This is a genomic window from Sulfurimicrobium lacus (genome assembly GCF_011764585.1).
GTDB classification, from domain to species: domain Bacteria; phylum Pseudomonadota; class Gammaproteobacteria; order Burkholderiales; family Sulfuricellaceae; genus Sulfurimicrobium; species Sulfurimicrobium lacus.
Genome location: NZ_AP022853.1, coordinates 3,129,679 through 3,149,062, shown reverse-complemented (window position 1 = coordinate 3,149,062; position 19,384 = coordinate 3,129,679). Strand labels below are relative to the sequence as shown.

The following is a 19,384-nucleotide window of genomic DNA, read 5'->3' as shown; positions in this document are numbered from 1 at the left end:
CTGGAGGTGCGACGACGGATGGGCGTGCTGTCAGTGCTTTGAGGATATTTGTCTGATCGGCTGGTTGGCGAAGCCGTCATGGATAAAAAAACGGCGGCCAAGGCCGCCGTTTTGCTGTCAAATAATCCGACAGGTTAGGCTTTTGCTTTGCGACGACGCGCAACACCCAGACCGGCCAGACCGATGCCGAGCAGCGCCAGCGAGGCAGGTTCAGGCACGTCGTTGGTAATGACTTGACCATTGCGAACCTGGAAGTTGTATTGACCCAATGTATTGGAATTAAGCGAGTTATGTATCAGGCCAGTCGTGAGGTTGCTGTCGAGCAGGCCACCGTTTACTGCAGAGCCGGCCAATTCCTGAGATGCGCTAACGCCATTAGACCAGCCGGCACGGGCGGAACTACCCCCGAAACCACCTACGCCACCGCTGGCGCTGCCCGTTTCCCACAGGATCTGGTCGTAATTGAACTGGAAGTCAAAGTTGCCGGCTCCTGTGTCGGAGCGGTCGGAGACAATGAGCTGAAAGCTGTTGAGCAAGTTTGATTGGCTGTTGTAGTAGCCAACGTTAATCCAGTTGACTCCGAATGCGCTGTGGCCATCCAAGGTAGATTGACCATACTGAACCAGGCTGCTAGCGGCACCTCGCGTGTCCACGTCTGCAAAGAAGGGCGCCAGCATGGGTGTGCTGGTGGACAGGAGGCTGAACGGTGTATAGGTTCCAAGCGGACCGTTGAAGGTTACATTGCCATTGTTATTGACGTACAGGGTGCTGTAATTGACGCCAAAGAAGTTGATGCCGAAACCCATGTTGACCTGACCGGTTGAGCCGTCATCATTGGCTGCGAGGGTATTCGTCGTAAATAACGATGCGTCGTGGATGGCTGCGGCATTGGCATCGACGGAAGTTACTGCGAGCGAGCCTGCGGTTACTAGCGCAGCGACCAAGCTCAACAAGCGAAAATGAATATTCATGTTGATACTCCTTTTGTGATTTTTAGAAAACTAGGTCAGATACGTTTGCTGTACTCCCTAGACTGCTCTCGTACTGCCGTTGGCATGAAGCAATAAGCACCAACTATGCCAGCACCAACTCATGGATTTAATGATGTTTAATTACAGTAAGTTAATAATCTATTTCATTGGCTTGAAATGCTCGTCTTGAAAGACGTTCATTCGAGACTGTAAAAAATTCCGACACTCAAAATGGGGCGCTTCCATCTGTGCGCTCACGTAACGGCAGGACGCTGTTGGATATCGAGAGTTGCGCCTGAGTCACTATCAAAAGTTGATTTTTATCGGGATAAAAATATCTCCTAATCCGTTGACATCAACACAACATGGCGTATATTTGATGAAAAATATCACAACATATTGTGTTTGCATTCATCGAGGAGGGGCCATGGATTTGCCGCAGGAAGGGGAGCAGAGATTGTTGAGTTTGCCGCGCGCCGTCATCAAGCGCGACGGTTCGGTGGCGGTATTCGACGGCGACAAGATCCGCTCGGCCATCGCGCGTGCCGGCAGCGTCAGCGGCGATTTCGATGGCAGCGAGGCGGAACTGCTGTCCGCCCAGGTGGCCAAGGTTTTGATTCACAAGTTCCGCAACCAGCCGCCCAGCATCGAGAACATCCAGGACGTGGTCGAGCAGGTGCTGATTTCCGCCAACCACCTCAAAACCGCCCGCGCCTACATCGTTTACCGCGAGCAGCACGCCAAGCTGCGCCAGGACCGCAAGACGGTGGTAGATGTAGGCAGCTCGATCAACGAATACCTCGAGCAACTGGACTGGCGCGTCAACGCCAACGCCAACCAGGGCTATTCCCTGGGCGGGTTGATCCTCAACGTCTCGGGTAAGGTGGTGGCGAACTACTGGCTCAACCATGTTTACCCCCCGGAAGTCGGCGTGGCGCACCGCGAGGGCGACATCCACGTGCACGATCTCGACATGCTGGCGGGCTACTGCGCCGGCTGGTCGCTGCGTACCCTGCTCACCGAGGGCCTCAACGGTGTGCCGGGCAAGGTCGAAGCGGGGCCGCCCAAGCACATGTCGTCAGCCGTGGGACAGATCGTCAACTTCCTCGGCACGCTGCAGAACGAGTGGGCCGGGGCGCAGGCGTTCAGCTCCTTCGATACCTACATGGCGCCTTATATCCGCAAGGACAACCTGCCTTATACGCAGGTCAAGCAGTACATCCAGGAGCTGATCTACAACCTCAACGTGCCGTCGCGCTGGGGTACGCAGACGCCGTTCACCAACCTGACCTTCGACTGGACCTGTCCGGACGATTTGAAAGACCAGGTGCCGATCATCGGCGGCAAGGAAGTGTCGTTTACCTACGGCGAATTGCAGGTCGAAATGGACATGATCAACCGTGCCTATATCGAGGTCATGACCACCGGCGACGCCAAGGGCCGCGTGTTCACCTTCCCCATCCCGACTTACAACATGACGCCGGATTTTCCCTGGGAATCTGAGAACGCCACCTTGCTGTTCGAGATGACGGCGAAGTACGGTCTGCCGTATTTCCAGAACTTCATCAATTCCGAGCTCAAGCCCAACATGATCCGCTCCATGTGCTGCCGCCTGCAGCTCGACCTGCGCGAGTTGCTCAAGCGCGGCAACGGCCTGTTCGGCAGCGCGGAGCAAACCGGCTCTGTTGGCGTGGTCACCATCAACTGCGCGCGTCTCGGTTTTCTTTACAAGGGCAACGAGGCCGGCCTGCTGGCGCGCCTCGACGAACTGCTGGAGATCGGCAAGAACAGCCTGGAAATCAAGCGCAAGACCATCCAGCGCCACATGGACGCGGGCCTGTTCCCCTACACCAAGCGCTATCTCGGCACGCTGCGCAACCACTTCTCCACACTGGGGGTGAACGGCATCAACGAGATGATCCGCAATTTCACCGGCGACGAACATGACATCACCAGCGAGTTCGGCCACGCGTTCGCGGTACGGCTGCTCGACCACGTGCGCGCCCGGATGCTGGCTTTCCAGGACGAAACCGGCCACATGTACAACCTCGAAGCCACGCCGGCGGAAGGCACCACCTATCGCTTCGCCAGGGAAGACCGCAAGCGCTTCCCCGACATTCTGCAGGCAGGCACGCGGGAAATGCCGTATTACACCAATTCCTCGCAGTTGCCGGTGGGCTTCACCGATGACCCGTTCGAGGCGCTGGAGCGGCAGGACGAACTGCAGAAGAAATACACCGGCGGCACCGTGCTCCATCTCTACATGACGGAACGCATTTCCAGCGCGGAAGCGTGCAAGAACCTGGTAAAGCGTTCGCTGGAGCGCTTCAGGCTGCCCTACATCACGATCACGCCGACCTTCTCGATTTGCCCGGTGCACGGCTATCTGGACGGGGAGCACAAGTTCTGTCCCAAGTGCGACGAGGACATCATCGCCAAGAAACGCAAACAAGCAGCCTAAAGGAGAACACCATGACCGACCTGTCCCAGCAAACCAACCTGCAAGCCGAAATCACCCTCAAGGACGAGGAACGCCAGCCGTGTGAGGTATGGACGCGCGTGATGGGCTACCACCGCCCGATGGCGTCCTTCAACGTGGGCAAAAAAGGTGAATTCTACGAGCGCCAGTATTTCTGCGAATCGCGCGCCAAGCTTGCCGCCTAGCCTGCAAGTGGGGGGGCTGACGCCCCTCACCACCACGGATTTCCCCGGCCTGCTCGCGGCGGTGGTGTTTTGCCAAGGCTGCCCGTGGCAGTGCGGCTATTGCCATAACCCGCATCTCATTCCCCGCGGCGGCGCGACGACGCAAGGCTGGGATGACGTGATGGCGTTCCTGCACCGGCGCCAGGGACTGCTCGACGCAGTGGTGTTCAGCGGCGGGGAACCCACGCTGCAGTCTGGGCTGGTTCAGGCCTGCCGCGAGGTGCGGGAGCTCGGCTTCAAGCTCGGCCTGCATACCGCCGGGCCGTACCCGGCGCGACTGGTGGAAATACTCCCCGAACTCGATTGGGTGGGCATGGATATCAAGGCGCCTTTTGCCGACTACGATCGCATCACCGGCGTGCCGGGCAGCGGGGAGCGGGCGCGGGAAAGTCTGATGCGGCTGCTCGACAGCGGCGTCGACTACGAAATCCGTACCACCGTGCACCCCGCTTTGCTAGGCGTCGCGCCACTCGTCGAGCTCGCCCGGGAGCTGGCCGCGCTGGGCGTGCGGCGCTATGTATTGCAGGAATTCCGCGCCCAGGGCTGCGCGGATTTGGGCCTGAACATGGCGCCTGGCCGGGATTTTTTGTGGGCGGACGTGCGCGATGCGCTTCAGCCCTTGTTTCAGCACTTCTCCATTCGAGGCGCTTGACCCTATAATCCGCATGATTCGTTTCATGGGATTTTAAGGAACCGCTTTGTCCACAGTAAAAATACCCGCCATCCTGGCAAACATTCCCCTGTTTCGGGAAATGTCGCCGGAAGAAATCGAACGCATCGCCGCGGGCACGCGCGAACTGCACCTAGCGCGCGGCGACGTGCTGTTCCAGCGCGGCGATCCTTCCACCGGTTTTTACGTGGTGATTCACGGTCAGGTCAAACTGGCGCTGACTTCACCGCAGGGCATCGAGAAAGTGGTGGAGCTGTTCGGTCCGGGCCAGAGCTTCGGCGAGGCGGTAATGTTCATGGGCAAGCCGTACCCGGTGTATGCCCAGACGCTGACCGATTCCCTGACACTGCACATCAGCAAGAACGTGGTTCTGGGCGGCATCGACAGCGATCCGGCTTTCTGCCGCAAGATGCTGGCGGGACTTTCCATCCGCCTGCACCGCCTGATCCATTACGTGGAATCGTTCTCCCTGCGCTCTTCCGCGCAACGGGTGATCGGCTACCTGTTGCAGGACCTCGAGGAAGTCCAGCAAGGACAGGATATCCAGATCAGTCTGCCGGCCAACAAGAACGTGATCGCTTCCAATCTCAACATCACGCCGGAAACCTTCTCCCGCATTCTGCACAATTTGTCCGATGACGGCTTGATCGAGGTGAAAGGCAAGGACGTGCTCATCAAGGACATCGCCAGACTGCGTGCCTACGACGAGTGATTCGACCCGCCGCGTGCCGTGCTTCGTGCGCTAATTTCTTTCTCTCCCGTCCACTAAAGTTTTATCATTCAGGGCTGCAGCGTCGCCGCTTCAGGCCCTAGCCTTAACGTTCCCTGTTTGGAGTCTGTCATGAAAGACAAATTGATCATATTCGATACCACCTTGCGCGACGGTGAGCAAAGCCCCGGCGCTTCCATGACGCGGGAAGAAAAGGTGCGTATCGCCAGGCAACTGGAACGCATGCGCGTGGATGTCATCGAAGCCGGCTTCCCGGCCGCGTCCAACGGCGACTTCGAGTCGGTGAAGGCGGTCGCCGACGCCGTCCGGGACAGCACGGTGTGCGGCCTCGCGCGCGCGCTGGAGCGCGACATCGACCGCGCCGGCGAAGCCCTGAAAGGCGCCAGATCAGGCCGTATCCACACCTTCATCGCCACTTCGCCGATCCACATGGAAAAGAAGCTGCGCATGAGCCCGGACCAGGTCGTGGAGCAGGCGGTCAAGGCGGTGAAATGGGCGCGCAAGTGGACCGACAACGTCGAGTTCTCGCCCGAGGATGCCGGCCGTTCCGATCCTGATTTCCTGTGCCGCATCCTGGAGGCGGTGATCGACGCCGGCGCCGGCACGCTCAACATTCCCGATACCGTGGGCTACAACCTGCCGCAACAGTTCGGCCACTTGATCGCCACCTTGCGCGAGCGCATTCCCAATGCCGACAAGGCGGTTTTCTCGGTGCATTGCCATAACGACCTCGGTTTGGCGGTGGCGAATTCGCTCGCCGCAGTGCTCAACGGCGCGCGCCAGGTGGAATGCACTATCAACGGCCTGGGCGAGCGTGCGGGCAACGCCTCGCTGGAAGAGGTGGTGATGGCGGTGCGCACGCGCCAGGACGTGTTCAGCTGCGACACCCAGATCGACACCACCCAGATCGTGCCGGCCAGCCGCCTGGTGGCTTCGGTCACCGGCTTTGCCGTGCAGCCCAACAAGGCCATCGTCGGCGCCAACGCCTTCGCCCACGAGTCCGGCATTCACCAGGACGGCGTGCTCAAGCACCGCGAAACTTACGAGATCATGCGCGCCGAGGACGTGGGCTGGAGCGCCAACAAAATGGTGATGGGCAAGCATTCCGGCCGCAACGCCTTCAAGAGCCGGCTGGCCGAACTGGGCATCGAGCTGCCCTCGGAAGATGCGCTCAACGGTGCTTTTGCGCGCTTCAAGGAACTGGCGGACAAGAAACACGAGATTTTCGACGAAGACCTGCAGGCGCTGGTGAGCGACGAAGCCGCTACGCTGGAGCAGGAACAGTTCAAGCTGGTGTCCCTGAAAGTGTGTTCGGAAACCGGCGAGACGCCCCACGCCACGGTGGTGGTGGCGGTGAACGGTGCGGAACAGCAGGCCGAAGCGGACGGCGGCGGGCCAGTGGACGCGGCGTTCAAGGCGATCGACTCGATCGTCAAGAGCGGCGCCGAGCTGCAACTGTATTCGGTGAACAACATCACCAGCGGCACCGACGCGCAGGGCGAAGTGACCGTGCGCCTGTCCAAGGGCGGGCGCATCGTCAACGGCCAGGGTTCGGACACCGACATCGTGATCGCCTCGGCCAAGTCCTACCTGCATGCGCTCAACAAGCTGCACAGCAAGCTGGAGCGCGCGCACCCGCAGGTGTGACGGCGTTTTGATCTACCAGCTCGACCTGATCGGCACCGCCGTGTTCGCTTCGGCCGGCGTGCTGAGCGCCGGCGGCAAGCGCATGGACCTGTTCGGCGTGGTGGTGGTGGCCATGGTCTCGGCGCTCGGCGGCGGCACGCTGCGCGACGTGATCCTCGGCGCCAACCCGGTGTTCTGGGTGAGCGACCCGCTCTATCTCTACGTGGCCGGTCTGGCTGCGCTGGGGACTTTTTACGCGGCGACCCACGTCAGCCGTATCCCGCCGGCGATTTTCCTGGTGGCCGACGCCATGGGGCTGGCGGTGTTCACCATCATCGGCGCCAACAAGGCGCTCGACTTCGGCGCGCCCTATATCGTGGTGATCATCATGGGCATCATGACCGGCGTGGCCGGGGGCATCATGCGCGACATGCTGTGCGCGGAGATTCCGCTGGTGTTGCGGCGGGAAATCTACGCCACCGCCTGCCTGGTCGGCGGCGTGATGTTCGTCGTCCTGGCGCACCTGCACGCCCCGCCCAGCCTGCTCGTCCCGCTGCCCGCCGCGACCGTGCTGGCGGTGCGTCTCGCGGCGATCTACTGGCAACTGTCGCTGCCGGTGTTCGACGACGAGTATCCGGAAGACTGAAATTCCCTGCGTTATGGCCACCTGCTCCGCATCCCCTGCGCGGCAGCAGTTGCTGTTCATCGGCGTTTTGTCGCACTGACTTCGCAATCGGCGGTCCCGTGTTTTGTGACTGACATGCGTTCGAACAGTCTGCACCATTCCAGTGCTGGGCGCGTGTTCGCCATTTCTGCAATCGATCTAACAATATGGTCCGCAATCCTTTGGCTTGAACCACAAAAACCTGCCGCATGACCCAGGTAGAACATTTGTAAGGAACATTCGGTCATGTGGCTTACAAATGGTCATATAAATGTTTGGTGCAGGTCGCCAGCGGGTGGTGCACGCAGCATGGGGCCTGAATCAGCAGTGCTCCCTGAGTGATTTGTTTAGGCAATATAATTCAAATAGTTAACGTGTTTTTCGTGGGTTGGCACAGGGCTTGCTGAAGCACTGTCAGTACTGTCGATCAAACCGTTTACATTTATTTGGAGGCACCATGTCTGAACTGGATCACAAGGACAAACTGGCCAACGTTCTCTCTGCCAGCATCAATCGCCGCGGCTTCATGAAACTGATTGGAGCAGGAGCTGGTCTGGCTGCAGGTAGCGGACTAATGGGCGGCCCACTGATGCAAAGCGCGCATGCCGCTGCTGCGCCCAAAAAAGGCGGCATCATCAAGCTCGCCTGGATTGACGCAGTGGACACGCTGGACCCGCATTTCACGTCTTCCCTGGGGTCGGTCAAGATTCTCAACAATGTCTTTAATGGCTTGCTGAAAGTGTCCTATGACGGCAAGAAGGTTTCATTCGTGCCCGACCTGGCTGAAAAATGGGAAATGCCGGATGACAAGACGCACGTCTTCAAGCTGCGCAAGGGCGTAAAGTTCCACAATGGCGATCCGTGCGACGCCGCCGCAGTAAAATGGAGCCTGGAGCGGGTCAAGGATCCAGCCGTCGGTTCGCCCCACGCCTGGAAGTTCGAAACCCTCGCGGGCATCGACATCGTGGATGACACCACGATCCGCATGCGCTTTTCCAAGCCCTATGCTTTCCTCCCGGTGGCCTTGACCGGCAGCACCGGCCGCGCCGGTACCATCGTCAGCAAGCGCGCGGTGGAACAGTACGGCAAGGCCTTTGGCCGCAACCCCGTAGGCACCGGCCCATTCAAATTTGCTGGTTGGCGCGAGAACGAGTCCATCACCCTGGAACGCAACCCGGACTATTTCGAGCCGGGTCTGCCTTATCTCGACGGCGTGCAGATCCTGTTGATCAAGGAACCCACCGCCGCAGTGGCAGCCATGATGGCGGGCCAGGTGGACGGCATGAGCCTATCGCCGTTCCAGTTCATTCCGCAACTGAAGTCCAACCCCAATCTCAAGGTCTATGGCGAGGTGGAGGGCAACTACAGCTTCGTCGGCATGAACAACCGTCGCGCTCCCTTTGATGACCCCATGCTGCGCAAGGCCGTGGCCTTCGCTATCGATCGCCAGGCTATCGTCAAACAGGGCTATTTCGGCGAGGCCATCCCCGCCTACGGCCCCATCTCTCCGCCCATGAACGGCTTCTACGACCCAAATATGGCCAAGACCGGGCGCGGCCAGTTTCTGGACCTGAAAAAAGCCATGGAATATCGCAAGCGCTCCAAGTACCAGGGCGAGTTGAACCCGGTGTACATCGTGAGCCAAGGCTTCACCGGCTCCGGCGGCAGCGGCACGCGCAACTCCCAGCTCATCCTGCCGATGCTGGAAAAGATCGGGATCAAGCCGAAGATCGAGCTGCTCGACCGCGCGGTCTGGACCAAGCGCCGCAACGGGGGCGACTTCGACATGTACGACGAGGCCTGGATCGCCGACCTGGACCCGGATGAAACGATCTATCCGGAGTGGCACAGCGGCAAGCCCTGGAACTTCGTCGGTTACAGCAACCCGGAGTTCGACAAGCTCATTTCCGATGCCCAGGACACCCTCAACCAGGCCACGCGCAAGAAGCTCTATGACAAGGCTGAGGATATTCTGATGGCCGATGCGCCGCTCGCCGTGCTCGCCCACATGAAAGTGTTCAAGATACTCGGCAAGCGGGTACAGGGCTTCCAGTACATTCCGGTGGACCTGATGAACCTGCATTCGGTCTGGCTGTCCTGATGCTGTACTCCGCCACCACCAAGCTGCTCCAGACCCTGCTGGTGCTGTTGATCGTCTCGGTGGCCAGCTTCGCTTTCCTGAAGCTGGCGCCGGGCGATCCGGTGAGCATCATGCTCGGCTCGGATTACTCCAAGGAATCCTACGACCAGCTCAGCAGCGAACTGGGTCTGAATCAGCCCGTCTTCATCCAGTATGGAAAATGGCTGGCCGACTTTGTGCGGGGTGATTGGGGGACCTCCTACATCACCAATCAGAACATCTTCGAACTGACCGTGATGCAGGCGTTGCCCGTTACGCTGACACTGGCCTTATTGTCGCTCCTGGTGGCGCTCCTGGTGGGCATCCCCACCGGGGTGATGGCGGCAATTTACCGCAACACCTGGGTAGATGTGGCAGCCACTTCGCTCGCCATCGGCGGCAATGCCTTTCCCAGCTTTTACCTGGGCATCATCCTGATCTGGGTGTTCGGGGTGGACTTGGGCTGGTTCCCCGTCTTGGGCTTTGTTGCACCCTGGGAAGACTTCCGGCAGGGACTCTGGCATCTGGCGCTGCCTGCCATTACCCTGGGCGCATGGTATGTGGGCCTCGTCGCTCGCATCACCCGTTCCAGCTTGCTGGAAGTGCTCGGCCAGCCCTACATCCTGGCTGCCAAGGCGCGCGGCGAGCCGGCCTGGCGCGTGGTGTGGGTGCATGGCATGCGCAACGTGCTGATGCCTCTGGTCACCGTAATCGGCTTGCAACTGGGCGGGATGCTGCGTGGCGCCGTCATGACCGAGGTGGTGTTCGCCCTGCCGGGCCTCGGCATGATGATTACGACAGCAGTCCTCAACCGTGAATACATTGTCGTCCAGGCCGGCATCATGCTCACCGGTCTCCTGTTCGTCACGGTCAACCTCGCTGTCGACCAGACTTATCAATTTCTCGACCCCCGTCTGCGGAGACGCTAATCATGAACGAGACCTTCGAGCTTTTCTCCTCCCAGGGATCGCGATGGAAGCAGCGCTTCCTGAAACCCCTGGTGGGGCAACGCACCGCCATGATCGGCCTTGCCATCACTTTGGCTTACGTGCTGGCGGCGTTGCTGGCGCCCTGGCTGGCTACCCATGACCCGACTGCACAGGATCTTGCGGCTACGCTGCAGGGGCCGAGTGGGGCGCATTGGCTGGGCACGGATTCCTATGGGCAGGATCTCTATTCCCGCCTGCTCTACGGCGCGCAGCTGGCGCTGATTATCGGTTTTGCGTCGGTTGCCATCGGGCTGATCGCAGGGGTGGCGATCGGACTGGCGGCCGGACTCATGGGCGGCCGCACGGAATGGGTGCTCATGCGCATCGTCGACGGCCTGCTGGCATTTCCGGAGCTGATTTTGGCCATGGCATTCATGGCCGTGCTTGGCCTGGGAACGGAGAATGTGGTCTACGCCCTGGCCCTCTCTTTTGTCGGGCCCTTTGCGCGCATGACCCGTGGCGATGTATTGCAGGTAAAGAATCAGCCTTACATCGAAGCCGCTCGTCTGATGGGTGTTCCCACCGTGGCTATTATCTGGCGGCACGTTTTGCCCAATGTGGTTTCCCCCATCCTGGTGCAGGCGGGGATGCGTATCAGCATCGCCATCCTGCTGGAGTCGGGGCTTTCATTTCTGGGTATCGGAGTTGTTCCACCCACGCCGGACTGGGGCCTGATGATTGCCGAGGGCCGCGCCTTCATAACCATGGCGCCCTGGGTCTCCGGCGTTCCGGGGGTGGCACTGGCGATCCTGCTGGTGGCCCTGAACCTGCTGGGTGACGGCCTGCGCGACGCTTTCGACCCCAACACCCAAAAGGATTCCTAGATGATGCCCCACGCTGTTGCCCTGGCCCCCCGGTCCTCTGAAAACGTTGCTGTGCAGCCTGACGAGGAAGTGCTGCTGGATATACGGGAGTTCACCCTGCGTCGCGGCAACGCGGTCGTGCTCGATGGGGTTAACCTCACCCTGCGCCGTGGCGAGACTTTGGGCCTGATCGGCGAATCCGGCGCCGGGAAGTCCACCCTGGCGATGGCCATCATCGGTCTGTTGCGTCCGCCTGAAGTGGAAGTCGCTGGTGCATTGCGCTTCTGCGGCACGGAACTGACCAGCCTGAGGGAGGCCGAATATCGCCGGCTGCGCGGCAACAAGATCGGCCTGATTTTCCAGGATGCCACGGTCGCGCTCAATCCCTGCTACACGGTAGGCGAGCATATCGCCGAGCCGCTCAAGCGCCATCTCGGGTTGTCGAAGTACGATCGCCGCGAACGGGCCGTGGAGTTGATGCAAAGCGTCGGCATCCCGGAGCCCCGCCTGCGCCTGGAGGCGTATCCGCACGAGCTGTCCGGCGGCATGCAGCAGCGGGTCATGATCGCCATTGCGCTCGCCTGCAACCCGCAATTGCTGCTCGCCGACGAACCCACCAGTGCGCTGGATGTCACTATCCAGGCGCAGATCATGGAACTCATTCTGGACCGGGTGCGGGCGCTGAACTCCAGTGTGGTTTTCGTGCTTCATGATCTCGCGCTGGGCGCCCAGGTCTGTGATCGTATCGCGGTCATGTACGCCGGCCAGATCGTCGAGGAGGGGCCGAGCGAGCACGTGCTCGCCCGGCCGCTGCATCCCTATACCCAAGGTCTCAAGTCCTGTGTTGTCGAACTGGGGAGCAAGGCGCTCGAACCCATTCCCGGCCACATTCCATCCCTGGACGCGATGCCCGCCGGCTGCCGTTTTGCGCCGCGCTGCCCCAAGGCGCAAGCGGTCTGCGGCGAACACCGCCCCACACTTGAAAAGCGGGATGGCCGCCTGGTCGCCTGCTGGTTTATTGATTAGGGCTCGTTAATGAATAAGTTGGACATACGTTGCCGCGTATTCGGGATGGATGCAAGGCGCGAGGCGCGGCGAATGGCCATTCCCTTCGCAAGCCTCGCAACGCCGCAGACGCCCGAATACGCGGCAACCCTCCGGGCTGGGGCCGGTTGGGGCGCATTCCGGTGTTACGAGCCGCTTGTTGTGAACGACACAACCGCGCGACTCGCGCCTAGGACTGCGCCCCAACCGGCCCCAGCGTATGTCCAACTTATTCATTAACGAGCCCTTTAGGTGATTACGATGGAAGAAACCATTTTCTCCGTGCTTGATGTCGAGCGAACCTACGAACTGCGCGGCAATGACTGGCTGCGCCGCACTACCCGGCACCTGAAGGCGCTCGACGGCGTGCGCCTGGAGTTGCGCCGGGGCGACACCCTCGCCCTCGTGGGCGAAAGCGGCTCAGGCAAATCCACCCTGATCCGCGTCATGCTCGGCCTTGAACCCGCCACCGACGGCCGCGTCCTCTACGACCAGCGTCCCCTGGAGCAATTCAGCGCCGACGAGAAGCAACGCTTCGGCCGCGAGGTCGCGTTTATCTATCAGAATGCCCGCGGCTCGATGAATCCGCGGATGCGCATTGCGGACATTCTGGCCGAACCTATCCGCCTGCATCAGCTGCGCCCGGAACAGAACATTCCCGAGCGCGTGGGCGATCTGCTTCGCCGTGTCGGTCTGCCGAACAGCGTTCAGGAGCGCTTTCCCAACGAACTGTCTGGCGGCCAGATTCGCCGCGTCGCGATCGCGCGTGCCTTGGCTTCGGAACCCAAAGTCATCATGGCCGACGAATCCGTGGCCGGGCTCGATGTCTCGGTGCAGGCCCAGGTGCTGAATCTGTTGCGCGATCTGTGCCGGGAATCGGGCATCACCCTCGTGTTCATCACCCACGATCTGGGCGTGGCCAGCTACCTGTGCGAGCGGATCGCGGTGCTCTACCTGGGGCGTATCGTCGAGCAGGGTCCGACCGACGCGATCCTGAGCACCCCCATGCATCCATACACGCGCAGCCTGATGCAGGCGTTTCCCAAATTCGATTCGCCACTCGTGGCGTCGCTGCGTGGCGAGATTCCGAGCCCGGTCAATTTGCCCAAGGGCTGCCGCTTCGCAGGACGTTGTGCGGAAGCGCAGGACGCCTGCCGCGCGACCGACCCGGTGCTCACCGCGCACACAGCGGAGCGGCAAGTGGCCTGCCTGTTCCCGCTGGAGGTGCAGCCATGAGCCGCTTTGCTGCGTCGTCGCAAGGCGTGGTGACCTCGCCCCACTATCTGGCCACCGCCGCCGGCAAAGCCGTGCTTGAAGCAGGCGGCAATGCTATTGAAGCGGCACTCGCCGTCGGAAGCGCCCTGTGCGTGGTTTACCCGCACATGAACAGCCTCGGCGGCGACAGCTTCTGGCTGCTGAGCGACGGAGCCGGAAACCTCACTGGCCTGGACGGCGCCGGCCCGGCGGGGCTACGCTACAGCCGCGAGTTCTACGCTGGCCAGGGCATCTCCGCCATGCCGGTACGCGGGCCGCATGCCGCCAACACCGTGGCCGGCCTGGTCGCCGTCTGGGGCGCGGCTCACGCCGCCAGCCAGCAGCGTTGGGGCGGGAAATTTTCCTGGCCCGAGCTGCTCGACCGCGCCCGCGCCTATGCCGAGGAGGGCTTTGCATGCAGTGCCAGCCAGGGAGAATTTCTCGCGCAGAAGTGGTCGGAGCTCGGCGATTTCGCAGGGCTGGCAGAACACTATGCCCCCGGTGGGCACCCGCCGCCATCGGGCAGCAATTTCCAGCAGCCGCATCTCGCCGCGTCCCTGCGCCTGCTCCAGCGCGACGGTGCCGATAGCTTCTATCGCGGCGAACTGGGTCGCCGCATCGCCCACGGGTTGGCGCAAGCCGGCAGCTTGCTGGGAACCGATGACCTTGCCGGCTTCCACTGCAAGGAGGTGACCCCGATCACCGTGCCCTATCGGAATGGCCTGGCGGCCAATATGCCGCCTCCCACGCAGGGTGTTGCCTCGTTGCTTATCCTGGGTATCCTGAATCGCTTCGATCTGTCCCGCTATGACCATCGGTCAGCCGACTACGTGCACCTCGTGGTGGAGGCGACCAAGGCGGCGTTCCGCCTGCGCGACCGTCATGTCGCCGACCCGGATCGCATTCCCGTCCCGGTCGCTGAACTGCTTGCCTCCGCGCACCTCGATCGCCTTGCCAGTGAGCTCGATTTGTCCAGGGCCACGCCCTGGGGGCCGGGCGTGGGGCCGGCCGATACCGTGTGGTTTGGTGTCATGGATGCTCGCGGGCGGGCGGTAAGCGCGATCCAGAGCCTGTATCACGAGTACGGCAGCGGTATCGTCGCAGGCGATACCGGCATTCTGTGGCAGAACCGGGGCGCCTCGTTTTCGCTGCATCCCGAACACGTCAACACGCTCGAACCGGGCAAGCGGCCCTTCCATACGCTCAACCCCGCCATGTACCTGGAGCACGGTCGACCCAGATTGGTCTACGGCACCATGGGCGGCGATGGCCAGCCCCAGACCCAGGCCGCAGTCGCCACGCGTGCCCTCGATTACGCACTGCCGCTGTCCGAGGTGCTGGACAGCCCGCGCTGGCTGCTCGGTAGAACCTGGGGCAATGCCTCTGTCTCGCTCAAGCTGGAATCGCGTTTCGCGCCCGAGGTATTCGATGAGTTGGCGCGGCGCGGCCACGAGGTGGAACGGGTGGAAGACTACGCCCAGATGATGGGCCATGCAGGCGTGATCCGCGCGACCGGCAACGGCCATATGGAGGCGGCCGCCGATCCCCGAAGCGATGGGTCAGCCGCCGGAATTTGAAGCAAAAACGATAAAAGTGGCTTCGCGGCTACATGAGGAACGACGAATGATCGAGATTTTTTCTTTTCTTGCACTGGGGCTGGCAGCCGGCTTGCTCGCCGGCATGCTGGGCATCGGTGGCGGTGTGGTGGTCGTACCCGTCCTGATCTGGTTGTTCCACCGAGACGGGCTCAGCGAGCAGATTATCCCCCACCTGGCCATCGGCACCTCGCTGGCCGCTATCGTGTTTACCTCGCTATCAGCCATTCGCGCGCAGCACAAGCGACGTGCAATTGACTGGCAGATAGTGCGCCTGCTCGCCCCCGCTACACTGCTGGGCGGATTCGTGAGCGGCTACCTGGCGGGCTTTATCCCGGCAGAAATCCTCAAAACCACGTTTGCCGCTTTTCTGTTCCTGGTGGGCATCCAGTTCATCCTGGACTGGAAGCCGGCAACCCACTGGCGCCTTCCGGGACGTGGTGGGCTGTGGGGCGCCGGGCTCGGCATTGGCTCGCTCTCCGCGCTGCTCGGCATCGGGGGGGGCAATATTACCGTGCCCTTCCTGCATGCCTGCAACCTGGATATCAAGCGCGCCATTGCCATCTCCACTGCGCTGGGGTTCCCTATCGCGCTGTTCGGCGCCGCCGGATTCGTGCTCTCCGGTTGGGGCAACGCGGCGCTGCCCGCCGGCACCGTGGGCTACGTTTCTCTACCGGCGCTCGGCGCTATCTCCGCGACCGCCATTCTGGTGGCACCCTTGGGCGTGCGGCTCGCTCACGACCTGCCGGTGAAGAAGCTCAAGCGAGTATTCGGCTTGCTGGTATTGGCGATATCCACGACCATGCTGTGGAGCATCTATTTCTAGTGGAAGGAGTAATCCTAGAAACCGCAGTTGACCGCTCCTCTTGGGGTTTAACGACATGACGCAAATATGCTTTTTCACGATTTTAATGTTCACCCGTTTGGTGAGCCCGCTACGGGGCGGATTGCACGGTTTTGCGGGCGCATGGCGGTGTTGCTCCGCCTCGGAATGGAATGACCATTCCTCGTTGTCGCGCCTTGCCCTGCACCCGCAAAACCGCACATTCCACCCCGTCCAACTACGGTTTCTAGGATAATTTTATGAACGACCTGGATCAGAAAATCCTCACCATGCTGATCGACGACGGGCGCTTAAGCTTCGCCGACATCGCGCGCGATCTGGGTATTTCGAGAGTGCATGCCCGCGACCGGGTGCAGCGCCTTATCGCCGATGGCATTATCGAGAAATTCACCGTTATTGTGAATCCGGAGAAGATCGGCAACACCGTGTCGGCGTTTTTTGACGTCGAAGTGGATCCGCAGGGCATCGAGCTGGTGGCGGAAGATCTCGCGCGCCAGCCGGAGGTTCGCAGTCTCTACATCATGAGCGACATGATGAGCCTGCATATCCATACCCTTACCGAGGACAACAAGGCGCTTGAGGATTTCGCACGCCGCAACCTGCTCTCGCGCCGACATGTGGTGAAAGTCAACTGCAAGATGCTGCTTACCCGAGTGAAAAACCGGAGAGGCGGGACGCGTATCTAGTCCGGATATTTTGCCAAGCCAACCCGCGTTCGTGAAATATCCGGAAGACTGAGGTTTCCTGGTTCCAAAGCAGTTCAGAGTACGAATGTTTCGCCCTGCAGCACCGCCCGCGGCTGCCATTTTTCCGCCGCTGCCAGCACTTCGGCCATGCTCTCCTGCTCGCGCCCCGATTCCATGTGGGCGATCAGCAGTTGCACCGGCCGGCGCAGGGTCGCCAGCCCTTGGGCGAGCAGCTCCGCCGTCATGTGCCCCGATTCAGCGGCCACGTGCCGATTGGCGTTGAGGAATGTGGCTTCGATCATCAGGCAGGCCAGGTTATCGATGGCGTTGAGCGCTTCCCAGAACGCGGGGCATAAGGTGGTGTCGCCGCTGTAAACGAAGCTCGCGGCGCCGCTGTCGATGCGGTAGCCCACCCCGGGCACCGCGTGCAGGGCCGGCAGCGCGGTGATGCGGCGTTCGCCCAGCGCAACGGCTTGCCCCACCGTCAGGGGATGGAAACGCAGGTAAGGGTTTTCGCGGCTGGGTTTTACGCTGTAGTCCGGCCACAGTATTCCGTTCAGCATGTGCTCGCGCAGTGCCGCGATGGTCTGTGCCTGGGCGTGGACCTCTAGCGGCCGCTGGCGCAGGTAGGCGGCCGCATCCGCCAGCAGGGGCAGGAAACCGGTGTGGTCGAGATGGGTGTGGGTGAGAAATACATGGTCGATGCGCGCCATCTGTTCCAGCGCCAGGTCCCCCAGCCCGGAACCCGCGTCGATGGCGATTTCATCATCCACCAGCAGCGACATGGTGCGCCTGGCGCCCCCGATGCCGCCGCTGCAGCCGAGAATTTTGACCTGCATGATTCCTCCTTGCGCACCGGCGTTTCGCGGAGAGAAAATTGCCGTAACCAAACGGCAATCATGGCGTGCTGAAACAGCTCAAAATCATGATTGATCAAAAGCACTTTGCCACGCTGGCGGACATGGTGCAACTGCGGCATGAGGTCCAGTCTGCGTATTGCGGTCAGCTCATATTTCAGTGCTTCGCCACCACGTCGAAGCCGGTCCTGACGTAATCTCCGCCGCGTTCCCCCTCGTTCTGCAGGCGGATGGTATAGGCCTTTCCCTGTGCCTTGAGCTGCACCAGCTTGCCCTGGGCGTAGATCCTGCTGGGGAGCAGCAGGCTGCGCCCCAATTCGAGCTTGGTCAGTTCGGGCAGGTAGATGGCGCTGGCGGGCCTGCCTTTCTCTCCCGGCAGGGGGTGCAGGGACACCAGCACCGGGGTCTGGCTCAAGGTCTGGATGCCCGCATGCACCTGGCGCGGCGGTTCATTGTTGATGCGGCGCACGATGCCGATGGCGAGTTTGGGCGTGGTTGCCTCCTTGAGGCTGATCAGGGTGCCGATTTTGAGCTGGGCGGCGCCGTTGCTGTGGAAGGTGACGCCATAGCCGCTCAGCGATTCGTTTTCCACCTGCCATTGCTGGGCTTCTTCGAACAATTCCGCCTCCCTGCTTGGCGGAATGATGGTCTGGCCGTCCAGGGCATTGTCCTGCATGCGGTAAGTCGCGGTCATTCCCGCTTGATGCCGCCCTTTCAGGTGGGCAACGATGTTTCCGAGCCCTTGCACCGCCAGCAGCGTTTTCTGCGCTGCCGTCCTTTCGTGCTTGCGGGTACCGCCTTGCCCGCTCCAGCGCCGTGTGACTTCGTCGATCAGCTCGAAGCAGCCCGGCAGGCGGCAATCCTCGCTTAACTTCAGGCGTGCGGGCATTTCCCCTTGTTTCAGGCGCTCGACAACCTTGGTGATGGTGATCAGCAGCATGCCCACGCCCCAGTAGCGGTATTTTTCCCCCAGCATGTTGCGCCGCAGCTTGCGCGCGGGTTTCGTGTCGCCGAGGTTGATGGCAAAGAGCTGGCGGTGGGGGCGGAAAGCGCTTTCGATCACCAGGCTTTTGGCCCACGTGTCGAGCCAGAAATCCACCATCTCGATCTGCGCCGGAAGCAGGCTGGCGGGGTTGGCCAGATGCAGCATCATCGGCTGCAGGTATTCGGCCGCGCAGGTCGTCTCGTCCTGCTGCGGATAAAGCTGCACCGGGGTGCGGTCGAAGTTTTCCTGTTCGGCGAACTGGTACAGGCGGTGCAGCTTGCGCCACACGCCGGGCTCGACCGGCAGGTAGCGCAGATGACACCATTTCGCCTGCATGGCGCAAAAGTGGATCGCCTTGGCGGTCAGGAGCGGGATCTGCTTGCGGATTTCCCCATTGCCGCCGGTCTTGGAAAAGATGCGGATGCACAGGCGGTAGCCGTTCGCCATCTCTTCCCAGAACTGGAGGATGGTGTGTATTTGCTGATGCGCGGAAGAGGACGGTTGATCGATGGCGGCGAGGTATTCGCGGCACAGCGTTTCCTGCAGGGTGAGTGCTTTTTCATCCAGGTAGAGCAGGACGCGGATGCGTTCCTTGAGGCTGGTAGTGGGATTGGTGTTGAGACTGCCCAGCGCCTTGATAATCTCCTGCTGCGCCTGCCCGATGTCGCTTTTCGGCAGTTCCTGCACCCAGATGGTGGCGGATTTCAGGTCGCCGACGGGATCGTCATTTTTCCTGCGCAGCAAGGCATTGATCAATCCCTTGAAATCGAACATGGTTCCCCCTGAGTTGGAATTAACTAAGCGGACATGATAGTCCGCTTATCAGGGTAATGCAAAGGGCATA

Annotated in this window: 17 protein-coding genes; 14 read left to right on the top strand and 3 right to left on the bottom strand. The window is 61.1% G+C overall.

The window, feature by feature from the left end; genetic code table 11:
* Positions 1–134 precede the first annotated feature (134 nt).
* The gene (locus SKTS_RS19030) at positions 135–971 is read right to left on the bottom strand and encodes a nidogen-like domain-containing protein (protein WP_173066872.1); all 837 of its coding nucleotides are present in this window, start codon (positions 969–971) and stop codon (positions 135–137) included.
* A gap of 427 nt (positions 972–1,398) precedes the next feature.
* Here SKTS_RS19030 and SKTS_RS15195 point away from each other — a divergent pair, with 427 nt between their 5' ends.
* The 14 genes from SKTS_RS15195 (at position 1,399) to SKTS_RS15130 (ending at position 16,698) form a co-directional block, all read left to right on the top strand.
* Complete coding sequence (locus SKTS_RS15195; RefSeq protein WP_173066869.1) at positions 1,399–3,432, top strand: ribonucleoside triphosphate reductase; 2,034 nt, start codon at positions 1,399–1,401, stop codon at positions 3,430–3,432.
* Positions 3,433–3,443: 11 nt separating this feature from the next.
* Complete coding sequence (nrdD, locus tag SKTS_RS15190; protein ID WP_173066866.1) at positions 3,444–3,635, top strand: anaerobic ribonucleoside-triphosphate reductase; 192 nt, start codon at positions 3,444–3,446, stop codon at positions 3,633–3,635.
* Complete coding sequence (locus SKTS_RS15185; protein WP_244617363.1) at positions 3,625–4,326, top strand: anaerobic ribonucleoside-triphosphate reductase activating protein; 702 nt, start codon at positions 3,625–3,627, stop codon at positions 4,324–4,326. Before nrdD ends, SKTS_RS15185 begins: the two co-directional genes overlap by 11 nt.
* A gap of 46 nt (positions 4,327–4,372) precedes the next feature.
* On the top strand, positions 4,373–5,056 hold the full coding sequence (locus tag SKTS_RS15180) for a Crp/Fnr family transcriptional regulator (RefSeq protein WP_244617362.1): 684 nt from the start codon (positions 4,373–4,375) through the stop codon (positions 5,054–5,056).
* A gap of 129 nt (positions 5,057–5,185) precedes the next feature.
* Positions 5,186–6,721, top strand: a complete 1,536-nt coding sequence (locus tag SKTS_RS15175; RefSeq protein WP_173066863.1) for a 2-isopropylmalate synthase — start codon at positions 5,186–5,188, stop codon at positions 6,719–6,721.
* A 7-nt stretch (positions 6,722–6,728) separates the two neighbouring features.
* Positions 6,729–7,346, top strand: a complete 618-nt coding sequence (locus SKTS_RS15170) for a trimeric intracellular cation channel family protein (protein ID WP_206752491.1) — start codon at positions 6,729–6,731, stop codon at positions 7,344–7,346.
* A gap of 475 nt (positions 7,347–7,821) precedes the next feature.
* On the top strand, positions 7,822–9,465 hold the full coding sequence (locus SKTS_RS15165) for an ABC transporter substrate-binding protein (protein ID WP_173066857.1): 1,644 nt from the start codon (positions 7,822–7,824) through the stop codon (positions 9,463–9,465).
* The gene (locus SKTS_RS15160) at positions 9,465–10,412 is read left to right on the top strand and encodes an ABC transporter permease (protein ID WP_173066854.1); all 948 of its coding nucleotides are present in this window, start codon (positions 9,465–9,467) and stop codon (positions 10,410–10,412) included. The genes SKTS_RS15165 and SKTS_RS15160 overlap by 1 nt, the downstream gene beginning before the upstream one ends.
* A 2-nt stretch (positions 10,413–10,414) precedes the next feature.
* A complete protein-coding gene (locus SKTS_RS15155) occupies positions 10,415–11,296 on the top strand; it encodes an ABC transporter permease (RefSeq protein ID WP_173066851.1) in 882 nt (293 codons plus the stop codon).
* Complete coding sequence (locus SKTS_RS15150) at positions 11,297–12,301, top strand: ABC transporter ATP-binding protein (protein WP_198420373.1); 1,005 nt, start codon at positions 11,297–11,299, stop codon at positions 12,299–12,301.
* Positions 12,302–12,580: 279 nt separating this feature from the next.
* On the top strand, positions 12,581–13,555 hold the full coding sequence (locus tag SKTS_RS15145; protein WP_173066848.1) for an oligopeptide/dipeptide ABC transporter ATP-binding protein: 975 nt from the start codon (positions 12,581–12,583) through the stop codon (positions 13,553–13,555).
* The gene (gene ggt, locus SKTS_RS15140) at positions 13,552–15,150 is read left to right on the top strand and encodes a gamma-glutamyltransferase (RefSeq protein WP_173066845.1); all 1,599 of its coding nucleotides are present in this window, start codon (positions 13,552–13,554) and stop codon (positions 15,148–15,150) included. The genes SKTS_RS15145 and ggt overlap by 4 nt, the downstream gene beginning before the upstream one ends.
* A 46-nt stretch (positions 15,151–15,196) precedes the next feature.
* The gene (locus SKTS_RS15135) at positions 15,197–15,994 is read left to right on the top strand and encodes a sulfite exporter TauE/SafE family protein (protein ID WP_173066842.1); all 798 of its coding nucleotides are present in this window, start codon (positions 15,197–15,199) and stop codon (positions 15,992–15,994) included.
* A gap of 257 nt (positions 15,995–16,251) precedes the next feature.
* Complete coding sequence (locus SKTS_RS15130; RefSeq protein ID WP_173066838.1) at positions 16,252–16,698, top strand: Lrp/AsnC family transcriptional regulator; 447 nt, start codon at positions 16,252–16,254, stop codon at positions 16,696–16,698.
* Positions 16,699–16,772: 74 nt separating this feature from the next.
* Here the strand turns inward: SKTS_RS15130 and SKTS_RS15125 are convergent, their stop codons facing one another.
* Both SKTS_RS15125 and SKTS_RS15120 read right to left on the bottom strand, forming a co-directional pair.
* A complete protein-coding gene (locus SKTS_RS15125) occupies positions 16,773–17,537 on the bottom strand; it encodes a 3',5'-cyclic-nucleotide phosphodiesterase (protein ID WP_173066836.1) in 765 nt (254 codons plus the stop codon).
* 175 nt (positions 17,538–17,712) lie between these two features.
* Positions 17,713–19,314, bottom strand: a complete 1,602-nt coding sequence (locus SKTS_RS15120) for a hypothetical protein (protein ID WP_173066835.1) — start codon at positions 19,312–19,314, stop codon at positions 17,713–17,715.
* Positions 19,315–19,384 lie beyond the last annotated feature (70 nt).